This is a genomic window from Planococcus halocryophilus (assembly GCF_022489025.1).
In the GTDB taxonomy this organism is placed as follows: Bacteria; Bacillota; Bacilli; order Bacillales_A; family Planococcaceae; genus Planococcus; species Planococcus halocryophilus_A.
The window spans coordinates 139,610-154,072 of sequence record NZ_JAKVTG010000001.1; the positions used below are offsets into that span (position 1 = coordinate 139,610).

15 protein-coding genes are annotated in these 14,463 nt (G+C 38.1%); 12 read left to right on the forward strand and 3 right to left on the reverse strand.

Annotated features, from left to right (window positions below):
- Nucleotides 1-31: 31 nt before the first annotated feature.
- The 9 genes from opp3b to pepF all read left to right on the forward strand — a co-directional run bounded on the left by opp3b (nt 32) and on the right by pepF (nt 10,103).
- On the forward strand, nt 32-967 hold the full coding sequence (gene opp3b / locus MLE13_RS00655; protein WP_065528145.1) for an oligopeptide ABC transporter permease: 936 nt from the start codon (nt 32-34) through the stop codon (nt 965-967).
- Nucleotides 967-1,995 carry an oligopeptide ABC transporter permease gene (gene opp3C / locus MLE13_RS00660; RefSeq protein WP_240747558.1) on the forward strand — a complete coding sequence of 343 codons (1,029 nt, stop codon included), beginning with the start codon at nt 967-969 and terminating at the stop codon, nt 1,993-1,995. Before opp3b ends, opp3C begins: the two co-directional genes overlap by 1 nt.
- A gap of 14 nt (nt 1,996-2,009) precedes the next feature.
- A complete protein-coding gene (locus MLE13_RS00665; protein ID WP_240747560.1) occupies nt 2,010-3,065 on the forward strand; it encodes an ABC transporter ATP-binding protein in 1,056 nt (351 codons plus the stop codon).
- A complete protein-coding gene (locus tag MLE13_RS00670; RefSeq protein ID WP_240747562.1) occupies nt 3,065-4,000 on the forward strand; it encodes an ABC transporter ATP-binding protein in 936 nt (311 codons plus the stop codon). The genes MLE13_RS00665 and MLE13_RS00670 overlap by 1 nt, the downstream gene beginning before the upstream one ends.
- A 194-nt stretch (nt 4,001-4,194) precedes the next feature.
- Nucleotides 4,195-5,403 (forward strand): putative glycoside hydrolase, encoded by a 1,209-nt coding sequence (locus MLE13_RS00675; RefSeq protein WP_240747563.1) that lies wholly within the window; start codon nt 4,195-4,197, stop codon nt 5,401-5,403.
- Nucleotides 5,404-5,776: 373 nt separating this feature from the next.
- Nucleotides 5,777-6,172: a transcriptional regulator SpxA gene (gene spxA / locus MLE13_RS00680; RefSeq protein WP_008429739.1), complete on the forward strand. Its 396-nt coding sequence runs from the start codon at nt 5,777-5,779 to the stop codon at nt 6,170-6,172.
- A gap of 243 nt (nt 6,173-6,415) precedes the next feature.
- Nucleotides 6,416-7,072 carry an adaptor protein MecA gene (gene mecA, locus MLE13_RS00685; protein ID WP_240747565.1) on the forward strand — a complete coding sequence of 219 codons (657 nt, stop codon included), beginning with the start codon at nt 6,416-6,418 and terminating at the stop codon, nt 7,070-7,072.
- Between the two features lie 70 nt (nt 7,073-7,142).
- On the forward strand, nt 7,143-8,249 hold the full coding sequence (locus MLE13_RS00690) for a competence protein CoiA (RefSeq protein WP_240747566.1): 1,107 nt from the start codon (nt 7,143-7,145) through the stop codon (nt 8,247-8,249).
- A gap of 45 nt (nt 8,250-8,294) precedes the next feature.
- A complete protein-coding gene (gene pepF / locus MLE13_RS00695; RefSeq protein WP_240747567.1) occupies nt 8,295-10,103 on the forward strand; it encodes an oligoendopeptidase F in 1,809 nt (602 codons plus the stop codon).
- Between the two features lie 473 nt (nt 10,104-10,576).
- Here pepF and MLE13_RS00700 read toward each other — a convergent pair whose 3' ends face one another.
- The 3 genes from MLE13_RS00700 to MLE13_RS00710 form a co-directional block, all read right to left on the reverse strand.
- The gene (locus tag MLE13_RS00700; protein ID WP_240747569.1) at nt 10,577-11,374 is read right to left on the reverse strand and encodes a ClpXP adapter SpxH family protein; all 798 of its coding nucleotides are present in this window, start codon (nt 11,372-11,374) and stop codon (nt 10,577-10,579) included.
- On the reverse strand, nt 11,371-11,769 hold the full coding sequence (locus MLE13_RS00705; protein ID WP_008429750.1) for a hemoglobin-like protein: 399 nt from the start codon (nt 11,767-11,769) through the stop codon (nt 11,371-11,373). Before MLE13_RS00705 ends, MLE13_RS00700 begins: the two co-directional genes overlap by 4 nt.
- Nucleotides 11,770-11,869: 100 nt before the next feature.
- Nucleotides 11,870-12,460, reverse strand: a complete 591-nt coding sequence (locus MLE13_RS00710) for a CYTH domain-containing protein (protein WP_240747570.1) — start codon at nt 12,458-12,460, stop codon at nt 11,870-11,872.
- Between the two features lie 111 nt (nt 12,461-12,571).
- On the opposite strand from MLE13_RS00710, the gene MLE13_RS00715 reads away from it, so the two are divergent.
- From MLE13_RS00715 to MLE13_RS00725, 3 genes are read left to right on the forward strand one after another with little or no spacing between them, the layout of a single operon-like run.
- On the forward strand, nt 12,572-12,961 hold the full coding sequence (locus tag MLE13_RS00715; protein ID WP_240747571.1) for a hypothetical protein: 390 nt from the start codon (nt 12,572-12,574) through the stop codon (nt 12,959-12,961).
- 21 nt (nt 12,962-12,982) lie between these two features.
- Nucleotides 12,983-13,660, forward strand: a complete 678-nt coding sequence (locus tag MLE13_RS00720) for a GTP pyrophosphokinase (RefSeq protein ID WP_240747572.1) — start codon at nt 12,983-12,985, stop codon at nt 13,658-13,660.
- Nucleotides 13,657-14,463, forward strand: a complete 807-nt coding sequence (locus tag MLE13_RS00725) for an NAD kinase (protein ID WP_240747574.1) — start codon at nt 13,657-13,659, stop codon at nt 14,461-14,463. Before MLE13_RS00720 ends, MLE13_RS00725 begins: the two co-directional genes overlap by 4 nt.

Consider the following 14,463-nt stretch of genomic DNA (forward strand, 5'->3'; position numbering starts at 1 on the left):
TGTTAAATAGAATTATTTTTGGAGGTGCACTATGGCGAAGTATATAGGCAAGCGTTTAATTTATATGGTGATCACTTTAGCATTGATTGCTACATTTACTTTTTTCTTAATGAAAATTTTACCAGGTTCCCCCGTCGCTTCCGCAGATAAATTATCTCCAGAACAAAGGGCAGTCGTTGAAGCAAGATACGGATTGGATAAACCACTTCCGGTTCAGTATTTCGACTATATGTTTGGTTTAGTACAAGGTGATTTAGGAATTTCCATTAACCAATTTAAAGGTGCGGACGTTACAGATGTCATTTTAAGCCGAATGGGTCCTTCAGCTCAAATAGGTTTCCAAGGAATGGTGCTAGGTACTGTTTTAGGAATTCTTTTAGGAATGATTGCTGCTTTAAGGCAAAATACTTGGGTCGACTATACAAGTACATTTGTTGCGATCGTCGGAATATCGATTCCTTCTTTCGTTTTCGCATCATTACTACAGTATTGGTTCGGTTTAAAATGGGACTTGTTCCCTGTGGCTTTGTGGAATGATGGATTTATGTCTAGTGTTCTACCATCTGTCGCATTAGCAATGTTCCCGCTTGCTACGGCAGCCCGTTTTATCCGAACTGAAATGATTGAAGTTCTTGGGTCAGATTATATTACGTTAGCAAAAGCTAAAGGTGCGAGTGGATCTGAAATTGCATTCAAACATGCTTTCCGTAATGCATTGATTCCATTAATCACGGTATTAGGCCCAATGGCTGTAGCAATTCTTACAGGATCACTAGTTGTCGAACAGATTTTCGCAATACCTGGTATAGGGGAACAATTTGTTAAATCGATTATGGTAAATGATTTTGCCATTATCATGGGAACTACTATTTTCTTCTCGGTATTCCTAATTGTGATTATCTTACTAGTAGATATTTTGTATGGTGTCATTGATCCCCGTATCCGTCTTTCAGGAGGTAAAAATTAATGACTCAGAAATTTGATGAAATTCCAGAATTGCCAAAAGGTTCTTTTGAGCGAATTACTTTGGACGCTAAGCAAGCGGAACGTATTACGAAGCCGAGCGTCAGCTTTTGGCAGGATGCTTGGTATCGTATTCGTAAAAATAAAGGTGCTTTATTTAGTTTAATCCTATTTGGATTAATCGTAATCATGTCATTTTTAGGACCAGTTATTAGTCCTTATGAGCCAAATGCACAAACTATTACTCATGCAAACTTACCACCAAAAGTTCCAGGTATTGAAAATTTAGGAATTCTTAATGGAGTCGGTACATTGGGTGGAGAAAAAGTTGACTTATATGAATTGAAAAATGTTGAAGTCAATTATTGGTTTGGAACTGATGGACTTGGACGTGATATGTTCTCTCGTGTTTGGAAAGGAACTCAAGTGTCCTTATTTATTGCCTTTGTAGCAGCCGCTATCGATATGCTGATCGGGGTAATTTATGGAGGCGTTTCGGGTTACTTTGGCGGACGTGTGGATGATTTCATGCAGCGTATCGTTGAAATTTTAACGGGTATTCCAAACTTAGTTGTCGTAATTCTCTTTATCTTAATCATGGATCCAGGGATATTGGCCATCATCATTGCCTTAACCATCACTGGATGGACGGGTATGTCCCGAGTTGTTCGTGGACAAGTACTTAAGTATAAGAGCCAAGAATTTGTATTGGCAGCTCGTACATTAGGTGCTAGCGATAGCCGTATTATATGGAAGCATTTAATGCCAAACGTTTTAGGTGTAATCATTATCAATACAATGTTCACGATTCCAAGCGCTATCTTCTTTGAAGCTTTCTTAAGCTTTATCGGGCTGGGGCTTCAAGCACCAGATGCATCACTTGGAACATTGATCAACGATGGGTATGCATTAATTCAATTTGCGCCACATATTTTAGCATTCCCGGCCATCTTGTTGAGCTTAATCATGATTGCATTCAACTTAATTGGTGATGGACTTCGTGATGCCCTCGATCCGAAGATGAAAGATTAAGGAGGAAAGTTGAAATGGAGAAAATTTTACAAGTAAAAAATCTTGAGCTTTCCTTTAACACCCAAGCTGGGGAAGTTAAAGCGATACGCGGGGTTAACTTTGATTTAAATAAAGGTGAAACTTTGGCAATCGTTGGAGAATCGGGATCAGGTAAGTCTGTTACGACGAAATCCATTATGCGTTTGCTACCAGAACAATCAGCAGAATTTAAAAATGGTGAAATTTTATTTGGTGGTCGTGATTTGACAAAGTTGAGCGACAAAGAAATGCAAAAAATTCGCGGAAAAGAAATTTCGATGATTTTCCAAGATCCGATGACGTCTTTGAACCCCACTATGCCGATTGGCCGACAATTAACAGAGCCGTTATTAAAGCACCAAAAAATCAGCAAAACTGAAGCGAAAAAAGTAGCGATTGATTTGTTGCGTTTAGTTGGTATGCCAAAACCAGAATTGCGTATGAAGCAATACCCACACCAATTCTCAGGTGGACAGCGTCAACGTATTGTAATTGCCATTTCATTGGCCTGTAATCCGAAAATCTTGATCGCAGATGAGCCTACAACTGCACTTGATGTTACGATTCAAGCGCAAATTCTTGAATTGATGAAAGACTTACAGAAAAAAATCGATACATCAATTATTTTCATCACACATGACCTTGGTGTAGTGGCGAACGTAGCGGATCGTGTAGCGGTTATGTATGGTGGTAAAATTGTTGAAATCGGAACCGTGGATGATGTGTTTTACAATCCGCAACATCCTTATACATGGGGCTTATTGAGTTCAATGCCTTCATTGGATACGGAAGATGCTAAATTGTATGCAATTCCTGGAACGCCTCCTGATTTATTGGATCCACCAAAAGGAGATGCTTTTGCACTTCGAAGTGAGTATGCACTGAAAATCGATATGGAGCAAAACCCTCCATTCTTTAAAGTGAGTGAGACGCATTCGGCTGCAACATGGTTATTGCATCCAGACGCACCGCAAGTAGAACCGCCGTTGACTGTTATTGAACGCATGAAGAAATTCCCAGGAAGCAGATATTATGAAGGGGGCGCGGTGTAATGGCTGAGAAATTACTCGAAATTAAAAACCTGAAACAGTATTTCAATATCGGTAAAGCAAATGAAGTCCGCGCAGTAGATGATATTAGCTTCGATATTTACAGAGGAGAAACATTAGGGTTAGTCGGCGAATCTGGTTGTGGAAAATCTACAACAGGTCGTTCAATTATCCGTTTATACGATGCTACTGACGGTGATGTATTCTATGAAGGTGAAAATGTTCATGGGAAAAAATCGAAACAAGATTTGAAAAAATTCAACCGCAAAATGCAAATGATTTTCCAAGATCCTTATGCTTCTTTAAATCAGCGCATGAAAGTAATGGATATTATTGCTGAAGGCATCGATATCCACGGCTTAGCAAAAAATCAAACTGAACGCAAAAAGATGGTTTATGATTTATTAGAAACAGTTGGATTAAATAAAGAGCACGCGAACCGTTACCCGCATGAATTCTCAGGTGGGCAGCGTCAGCGTCTTGGAATTGCTCGTGCTTTGGCAGTAGATCCTGATTTCATCATTGCTGATGAACCAATTTCGGCTTTGGATGTTTCGATTCAAGCACAAGTTGTAAACTTATTAAAAGAACTTCAAGTTGAAAAAGGATTAACATTCTTATTCATCGCGCATGATTTATCGATGGTTAAGTACATCTCTGATCGTATTGGAGTTATGTATTTTGGTAAATTAGTAGAGCTAGCTCCTGCAGAAGAGTTATACAAGAATCCATTGCATCCGTATACGCAATCATTGTTGTCTGCGATTCCACTTCCAGATCCAAATTATGAACGCAACCGGGTTCGTAAATCATACGATCCTGCCGTTCACGAATATACAAAAGCTGATGATGTTCGAATGAGAGAAATCAGTCCTGGCCATTTTGTTCAATGTTCAGAGCGTGAACTTGAGTCAATCAAAGCAGCAGCAGTAAATTAATAAAAAACGATGTCCTTTCGGGCATCGTTTTTTTTTGCGTTTATAACATATTCAGTTTTAACAAATAATTTACTTTAAGTAGTCAGAAAAATGATAGAATGGAAGAACAATGGATAACATGAATCAACTGGATTTTTCATCCATAACTGATTGATAATAAATTCAATTGTTAAAGTAGAAAAGGGGTGCAGAAAATGACAACAACCTGGAAATGGCTAGCGATTTGTGCAGCAAGTATCGGATTGGCAAGTGTAGGAAACGTACATGCAGCTGAAAAAGATAAAACGCCTGACTTTACACCACGAGCTTACCATACTGTTCAACTCGACTCACAAGTACTAGCATCATCTGGTTTATTTAAGTTTGATTCAGGACTTGAGTTCACTTATCCAGATGCTGTTCGAGGAATTTTCGTTACGGCTCATTCTGCTGGAGGAGAACGATTTAATTCTCTTATCAATCTTGTAGAGACAACAGACTTAAACGCAATGGTCATTGATATAAAAGAAGATTTAGGTCATTTAACATACATACCTGAAGAAGGTTCTTCGTTAGCAGATCTGGAGATTGGTCAAAGGTTAATAAAAGATCCAAGAGCAATGCTAGAAAAATTAGAAGAAAAAGAGATCTATCCGATCGCACGCGTCGTTGTATTTAAAGATACCGTGTTAGCGGAAAGTCGACATGACTTGACCTTTGTGGACGGGGATCAAGTTTGGAAGAATAACCGCGGCGAATCATTTGTGAATCCCTTTCTTAAAGAAGTATGGGATTATAATGTTCAAATTGCCATTGAAGCTGCGAAACTCGGGTTTAAAGAAATTCAATTTGATTATGTCCGTTTTCCAGAAGGGTTTGAAAGTCGAGCAGATGATTTAAGTTACTCATTTGGTGAATATGAAAACTCTGAAGCTGACCCTGTACAAAGAAGAGTAGAAGCAGTCACAGACTTTGTTGCGTACGCGAAAGAGCAATTAGAGCCTTACGGGGTAGAAGTCTCAGTTGACATATTTGGGTATGCTGCAACATTACCAGAAGCGCCTGGTATTGGTCAGAACTTCTCAAAAATCTCGGAAAATGTAGATGTTATTTCATCTATGATTTATCCTAGCCATTGGACATCTTATTTCGGAATCGCTAAACCGGACTTAGAACCTTATCAATTAGTAAGTGAATATGCGAAAGTAGAGAATAAAGTTTTAGGAGCATTAGAAAATCCACCTATTTCAAGACCTTGGCTTCAAGATTTTACAGCAAGTTATTTAGGTGCAGGCAATTATAAACGGTATGGTAAAGCAGAAGTAGAAGCACAGATTAAAGCTTTAAATGAGCAAGGGATAAAAGAATTTCTTCTTTGGAATGCAGGTAACTCTTATTCGAAAGGCGTAGACTATACGCCTTGATCCACAATATAGCATGATAAATAGTTTTTTATAAATAGTACGCTATGATGAAACTTTTATCGTTTTTAAACGTAGTATATAAGTATAGAACATATTTTCAAAAAGAATTTGTAAATGAGAATAAAAAAGTATAGTTTGGAAGTTTGCGACAACTTTAAATGGGGTAAATTTATTATGTAGCAGTAAAAATATAATGAATATATAGTCAAAATGTGACAAAAAGCTTGTAAATTAAATTTTTTATCAAGATACACTATTAAATCTACTACATCCATTGTATAATGAATGTAGAGCCTCTAAACTATAATGATTCTAAATTGGAAAATGAATTACATTAAATTTTCATGAATCCGAAAGGAAGTGCTCCATTATGATGGTTACATTATTTACTTCTCCGAGCTGCACATCTTGCAGAAAAGCAAAAGCTTGGCTTGAGGAACACGACATTCCATATACAGAACGCAATATTTTCTCTGAGCCACTTACAATTAGTGAAATCAAAGAAATTTTACGTATGACTGAAGACGGTACAGATGAAATTATCTCTACTCGTTCTAAAATATTCCAAAAATTGAATGTAGATGTTGAAAGTTTACCACTTCAGCGTTTATATGAGCTAATCCAAGAACACCCTGGATTGCTACGCCGTCCGATTATTATGGACGAAAAACGTCTACAGGTCGGGTACAATGAGGATGAGATTCGTCGATTCTTACCGCGTAAAGTTAGAGCTTATCAGTTGCTAGAAGCTCAGCGAATGGTAAACTAATATTAATTACACTAGCTGTCCGGTCTTTATGGTATTTCATAAGAGATCTCGGGCAGCTTTTCTTTATATTAAATTAGTTGCATTTATCAGTTAAGTACATTAAACTCTATGTACTTGCAATCGATTTGGATAATAGGCATAAACTTTTTCTTTAGCTATAAATAAAGTTATACTAGTTAGAAGTAACATAGCACGGCTCTGAGTAATGTTCTCTTAGTCCAAACCGTAAAGGAGAGGTGTAAAATGGAAATAGAACGCATAAACGATAACACAGTTAAATTTTACATTTCCTATCTCGACGTTGAAGAGCGAGGGTTTAGCCGTGACGAAATCTGGTTTAACAGAGATAAAAGTGAAGAGCTTTTTTGGGAAATGATGGATGAAGTCAACGAAGAAGCCGATTTCGTAATGGAAGGTCCACTTTGGATCCAAGTCCAGGCAATGGAAAAAGGGCTTGAGGTTACTGTGACACGCGCTCAACTAACAAAAGATGGGCAAAAGCTCGACTTGCCTGATGATATAGAAGAACGTCGTAAAATGTTTGCAAGTGAAGATACGGAGACACCGGAATTTGATGAATTCGAACCGGTCTTCGATGAACCTGAAGTTAAAAAACTTGAATACACATTTGTTTTTTCAGAAGTGGAAGAATTGCTACCGATTGCACGTCGCTTAATTTATGTGCCAATCGAATCTTCAGTGTACCATTTTGAAAATAAATACTACTTGCACACTAGTTTTGATGAAGTCCTTCATTCAGAAGAAGACATTAAAAATAATGTCAGCATCATCTCTGAATACTTGCGTTCATCTCCAGTGACGATTCATCGACTTGAAGAATATGGAAAACCTGTTTTCAAAGAAGATGCACTCGCAAATATCCTTCATTATTTCGGCTAAGGTCTCCTTTACAGGAGATCTTTTTTTGTTGCCAAAATTCTCTGGATTTCATAGACTGGTAAAAAGGAGAGTGATTTGTATATTAGTTGCAACAACGACACAACAACAGTTGTTTTATTTAACAGGAAAGTACACACGACAGGAATTGTTAGAAATTCGTTTGCATGAACAATTTTTCTGTCCGGTCTGTGAGGCTCCGGTGCATTTGAAAATCGGAGAAATCAATATTCCTCATTTTGCACATAAAACTCTTTCAAACTGTCAACATTTCAGTGAACCAGAATCCTCTTTACATCTACAAGGAAAACTTCTTCTTTATCAATTCTTCAACCAATTAAACTTCAAAGCTGAATTAGAAAAGTATTTATCAGAAATTCGTCAACGAGCTGATTTAGTAGTTGATAAAAAGTATGCCATTGAATTTCAATGTAGCACAATACCTGTTTCACAGCTTATACAACGTTCCGAAGGCTATCAACAACTTAGTATGTATCCGATTTGGTTAAAGGGCTTAAAAGAGCCTTGTCGTGAAGGAGTAGGGCTATTACATTTGAAGTCCCATGAAGTTGCAATGATGCAGAAGGTTGGGCAACTTTCATACATTTTATTATTTTATCCACCTGCCAATCAGTTTTATTATTATTCGAATTTGTTTTATGTCAGTGCAAGTCGTTGGGTATGCAAAACCAAATCACTTCCGGCAACAAAACAAGTATTTCCTTTTGCATTGCCAAAGCCTTTATCAAAAGATGAGTTCAATAATGTATTGGGTATTTTTTATCACGCCAAAAAACAATATATTCGTAGTCAATTGTATGCAGGCAAACGAGTTGGCAATCTATATTGTCGGTTGTGTTATGAATTACGTTTAGATGTTACTAACGTGCCCGGTCTATTCGGTATTCCTTTACTAGGTGCTGAATGTTTTAAGCAGCCTGCTATTTTGTGGCAATTACAAGTAGTGGAGGCTCACGAAAAAGGAATTGGCATTGATCGATTGATTCAAACAGGAAAGTTAACTTTAAGCAATCCGGAAAAACAACAGCAAGCAATAGAGTTATCTGCGAACTATATTGCACTTTATTTGAAGTACAAAGACAAAACAGTAGATAATTCCAATATTTTGGATATTGTCTATGATAACTATTGCAAAAACGTGAGAAAATTGAGAAAATAAGATGTAGTTCGTTTCCCGAAAGAACGGGATAGAGGAGGAAGTTAAATGGCTGAGAAAGTATTAACAAGAGAAGAAGTTCCAACTGAATTGACATGGAAATTAGAGGATATATTTGAATCCGATGAACTTTGGGAAAAAGAGTTCGCAGAAGTGTCTGCTCTTAGCAACAAAGCAGAGTCATTCCAAGGAAAATTACATGAAAGTGCTGAAGCGCTATACGGAGTAATGGTTTATCGAGATGAATTGACAGATCGGTTGAGACGTCTTTATACGTATTCGCATATGCGTTATGACCAAGATACGACTAACTCTAAATATCAGGCACTAGATAGCCGGATTAAATCATTATTCGCTAAAGTATCGGCTGGGCTGTCATTTATGACACCAGAAATTTTAGCGATTGAAGAATCTGTACTAAATAAATACGTAGAAAGTCATGAAGGCTTAGGGTTATATAAACAAGCGCTTGAAGAGTTGAATTTGATGCGTCCGCATGTTTTGCCAGCAGAGCAAGAATCTTTGCTAGCTCAAATGTCCGAAGTTAGCCGTGCATCTTCAGAAACTTTCGGTATGTTAAATAATGCGGATCTTGAATTTCCCGAAATTGAGGATGAGTCTGGTGAAAAAGTACAAATTACACACGGCAATTATATTCGTTTCCTAGAAGGCAAAGACCGCCGTGTGCGTGAAGATGCGTTCAAAGCTGTTTATGCAACATACGGCAAATTCCGCAATACCTTTGCCTCCACATTGTCAGGTAACATCAAAAAAGATAATGTCAGTGCACGGATTCGTAAATTTGAATCAGCACGTCAGGCAGCTTTAGCGGATGATCATATCCCAGAAGCAGTTTATGACAATTTGGTGGAAACGGTAAATAATAATCTTCACTTATTGCATCGCTATTCAGCTTTGCGTAAAGAAGTGCTAGGACTTGATAAAGTTCATATGTGGGATTTGCACACGCCATTAGTTAAAGAAGTAAAAATGGAAATGCCATACGAAAAAGCGACAGGAGTCATGCTTAAAGGCCTTGAAGCTTTGGGTGAGGAATATGTAGGGATTGTTAAAGAAGGCATCGACAATCGTTGGGTAGATGTCAAAGAAAACAAAGGCAAGCGGAGTGGAGCCTATTCTTCAGGGGCCTATGGTACCAACCCGTATATTTTGATGAACTGGCAAGACAACGTAGACAATTTGTATACATTAGCGCATGAATTCGGTCACAGTGTACACAGCTATTACACACGCAAAAATCAACCATACGTGTATGGCGATTACTCGATCTTTGTTGCAGAAGTAGCTTCTACAACAAACGAAGCATTATTAAATGAGTATATGGTAAAGTCTACTGACGACGACCAAGAGCGTATTTACTTATTAAACCACTGGCTAGATGGTTTCCGTGGAACAGTGTTCCGTCAAACGATGTTTGCAGAGTTTGAACACTTGATCCATAAAATGGACCAAGAAGGCGAAGCATTAACAGCAGACCGTTTAACAGAAGTATATTATGAACTAAATCAAAAATATTACGGACCAGATGTTGTGTCCGACAAGGAAATTGGTATGGAATGGGCGCGCATTCCACACTTCTACTATAATTATTATGTCTTCCAATACGCTACAGGATTTAGTGCCGCGACAGCACTTAGCAAAGGAATCCTTGAAGAAGGACAACCTGCAGTCGATCGGTACATTAACGAATTCTTAAAAGCAGGAAGCTCGGATTACCCGATTGAAGTATTGAAAAAAGCGGGTGTTGACATGACGCGGTCTAAAGCAATTGAAGAAGCGTGCATGGTGTTTGAGGAAAAGCTAAACGAACTTGAAAAGCTTTTATTAAATAAATAAAGTGTTGAGAAAAGAAACAGCCTTAATAAGGTTGTTTCTTTTTGTTATATAAGAATAACAACTTGTCGTTAGCATAGAGAAGGGGGAATGGTAATTATGACAAATTTGTGAAACAACTTGTGAATTATTGATTTAACTATTATTCCGTGATAAGATTATGTTGTGAAATAAATCACATACAAACATACACCCCTTTGTTTGAGCGTGAACATTTCTCCCATCCCCTTTGTGTAATATAGAAAGGCGCCTTCCGGACGTGGAAGGCGCCTTTCACTTTTTCTGAAATAGATGGTGTTGGTTTTTCTAGTTATTGGATATACTGTCCGTTTGAGTCTGAATACTGTCCAAATTGAGAAAATACTGTCCAATTCATTCAGAATACTGTCTAAATTCGAGAAATACTGGCGAAAACCAATTTGTACACATATAGAAGCAATAAAAAAATAACCTGTCTCCCAAAATTGGGAGGCAGGTTATTTTACTTTCCATAAAGTTTCTTTTGGCATCGAGATGCGTTCTAGTTTTTGTTGTAACACTTGTTTTTTTAGTTCGCACTCTGCTGTTTGTTCAGAAATATTATATATAGAAGCAATTTCTCTTGTGGCCATCGTCGTATATTTAGTGAAAAGATCATCTAAAGGAGGCGGGGTTTGACGATTCAAGCTTTCTTCTCCCATCATCTCCTGTAAAATGGTTTGGTACACATCGTATGAATAAAGTCCGGATATTTTTACACCTTCGTCTTCAATGCATTCATTGAAGAAGACAATGCTCGGCACTTCGTTAATCTCCATTTCACGGGTAATCTGTAAATCGCATTGGAAAGCTTTTGCGGTATGTACAGAATGGAAGTCCGATTTAAATTCTTCTTGATCAAGTTCTGCTTCTTTAGCAATTTCCAACAAAACGCTGTAAGAAGAAACGTCTTTCGATTGAAGGAATAAATGCTCTTGTAATTTGTGCAAGAAACGGTTTCCAGAACGTTTTCCTTGAAGTTCGGCCGCTTTTATAGCAACAGAAGGCAACACGGGATGAGTCAAGTTTTCAGTATCAATATTTGCAGATAAGATGTTTTTATTTAAATTGAATAATTGTGTGCTCAATACAATGCGCATCGAAAAATAATGACCGTATTCGATTTGCAATTTCCGAATGACTCCCTGTAGCTCCCAACATTCTGGGTTTAAGGGATCTACAAAGACATATAGTTCCATTGGTTTAAAAGTATTCACAGGTTCGTGAACTTCTTCTACCAAATCTAAGTTGTTCACTCCAATTCCTCCTCACTATCAGACTCATTGACCATGTGATGGGCAGTTAAAACGAGTCGGTTGTATAAGGTTTCACGGAATTTCCCGCTTAGTCCCACTTCATCCATTGCTTCACTCATACACTCTAACCAAGCTTGGGCTCTAGCAGGTGTGATGGCGAATGGGTTATGTCTCGCTCTTAGTCTCGGATGACCATGTTCTTCTGAATAAATATTCGGTCCACCTAGATATTGCGTTAAAAATTGTTTTTGTTTACGGGCGGTTTCTGAAAGGTCATTTGGAAAAATAGGCTGCAGCTTTGGATGTGCCGCTACGCGAGCATAAAATGCGTCGACTAACTGTGATAATGTTTCCGCACCAATCTCATCGTACGGAATAATCGGTTTTCCAGTCATCATCGTGTCTCCTTTGCTTTAGCTGTAAATTCATTCTACCAACGGATCCCGAATATCTCAAACAAATCGATTGATGACATGGGAAGAATAGGGTAAGAAATTATTGGTCTTTAGTAGATTTCAGAGCAGAATGCATAAAACGTGCTATTTTTTTATTTGCTAGACGTTCCGGAATTTCCTGCTCTTTCAAGAAATTTGAAAATTTGTGACTCCCAACTTCCTCATTCGAAACTTCAAATTCCAATTCATAATCTTCTTGTCCATTGTATTCAGAATGATCGATTACCAATAAGCCACCAAGAAAATCAAATTCAACGCGATGAGTTGTTAATGTCCCGATATGATTCAACTGTGCAGGGGAGACATCTAGTGTCTGAAGAGCGTCTTTCACTTCAGGTGCATCAAATCTTGTTAATGCAAGCATGCGTTGCGCCTGTTCTCCAGTCAATTGATCAGTGATTTCATAATGACCAACAGGGGCGGGGATTTTCAATGTGCATTCAAATCGCTCGTTTTTATTGCGAATACGAAGAGCGCTTAGCTGCTTTTTCAATTGGAAATCAGCTGTATCAAAATAATGATTGTGTTGGGTTACAGGACCATTATGAAAATCGGCAAAATCTTCTAGTAAACGGCTATATTCTTTTAGGGTCAGCATGTTTTTAAATTCAATTTCGAGTTCTTTTGTCATTGGAAGCACCTCTCTAGTAATTTCATTATCGGATAGTTTAGTGCAAACTGCAACGAATGACAGAGCTGTGGTAAAATATCATTATTAACAAGCTAGAAAGGAAGGTTCGATTTGCATAAATTTGTGGCAATAAAAAAAACTGAAATTACGGGGAATGAAATTGAATTTACTATCGAAGAAACTGAGCCAACAGAAGCGCTTGAGGCATCTGGGCAAATGCTTACAGATTCTGATAACCAAGCGTTTGTTTATTTATTAGACACGGGGACGGATTATATTTATGTTCAGTTTGCTATACATACATGGCCAGCGATGACCAAGGCGCTTGAAGTGAAAAACGTTCCACTTTTGAAATGGGGCAAACAAATTATGCCACTATCAGAGTTTCATGAAGAACTATTGATGCTTGTGGATAACATAGAAGGCAATGACAATTACGGGGAAGAGTTCCGTACTGCTGTAGAACAAACATTTCATGAAGCACTTGCTTCACGATCTTAATAGAAGTGAGGGGGACTTGGGATGGGTCAATGGAATCGGTTTTTAGCGCCGTATAAACAGGCAGTAGATGAATTGAAAATCAAATTTAAGGGAATGCGTAGCCAATTTGAAAATGACAATACAAATTCACCAATCGAATTTGTGACTGGACGCGTTAAACCATTGGCTAGTATTTATGATAAAACTTTAGAAAAAGGCATTCCATTCGAACCTTCTGAAAAACTAGCACATCAATTGCAAGATATCGCGGGGATACGAATGATGTGTCAGTTTGTCGGAGATATTGAGACCGTAGTTGGCTTGTTGAGGCAACGAAAAGATTTACGGATTATTGAAGAGAAAGATTATATTTCGCATGAAAAACAAAGTGGCTATCGCTCGTATCATGTGATTGTGGAATATCCGGTTCAAACAATTAATGGTGAGCAATTGATTTTAGCTGAAATCCAAATACGCACATTGGCCATGAATTTTTGGGCTTCAATTGAGCATTCCTTGAATTACAAATACAAAGGTGTTTTTCCAGAAGAGATAAAAAACCGGCTGCAACGTGCAGCAGAAGCGGCATTCCAATTAGATGAAGAAATGTCGCAAATACGGGACGAAATACAAGAAGCGCAAGCTTATTTCACGGAGTTTAAAGACTCACCTGGAACACATTTTCGAAACGATAGAGAGGGAGGTCGAGCAGAACGATGAAATTTCATATCATATCGAGAACAGACAAATTATCCAATGAATTGATGGCTACTGCTAAGGATTATCTAGAGGATTTTGGCATGGAATGGAATGAGGAATCTCCAGACGTTGTGCTGTCGATTGGTGGAGACGGAACCTTGCTTCACGCATTCCATAAATACAGTGAGAAACTAGCGGATGTAGCCTTTGTTGGAATACATACAGGCCATCTTGGGTTTTATGCCGATTGGAAACCAATTGAAATTGAAAAATTAGTCTTGTCTATCGCTAAAAAAGAGTATGAAGTCATCGAATATCCTTTGCTAGAAGTGAGTATTCACTATCAAAACTTAGACGATCCTGCGGTTTACTTAGCTTTAAATGAGTCTACTGTCAAATCGCCTGACGTTACATTGGTAATGGATGTCTTTTTAAACGAAAGTCATTTCGAACGTTTTAGAGGAGATGGTCTGTGTATGTCGACTCCTTCGGGTAGTACTGCTTATAACAAAGCGTTAGGCGGAGCGATTATTCACCCTTCATTGCAAGCTATGCAATTAACGGAGATGGCATCTATCAACAACCGGGTTTTCCGAACAGTTGGCTCACCACTGGTTTTGCCTGCTCATCATAGATGTGCATTGCGACCAGTTAAAGCTCCTGACTTTATGGTAACTGTTGATCACCTGCAATTGCTTCATAAAGATGTTAAATCAATCGAGTACAGAGTGGCTGACGAAAAAGTTCGATTTGCCCGTTTCCGTGCTTTTCCCTTCTGGCAACGTGTTCATGATTCCTTTATCGACAGCGAGCTTTCGGAGTGA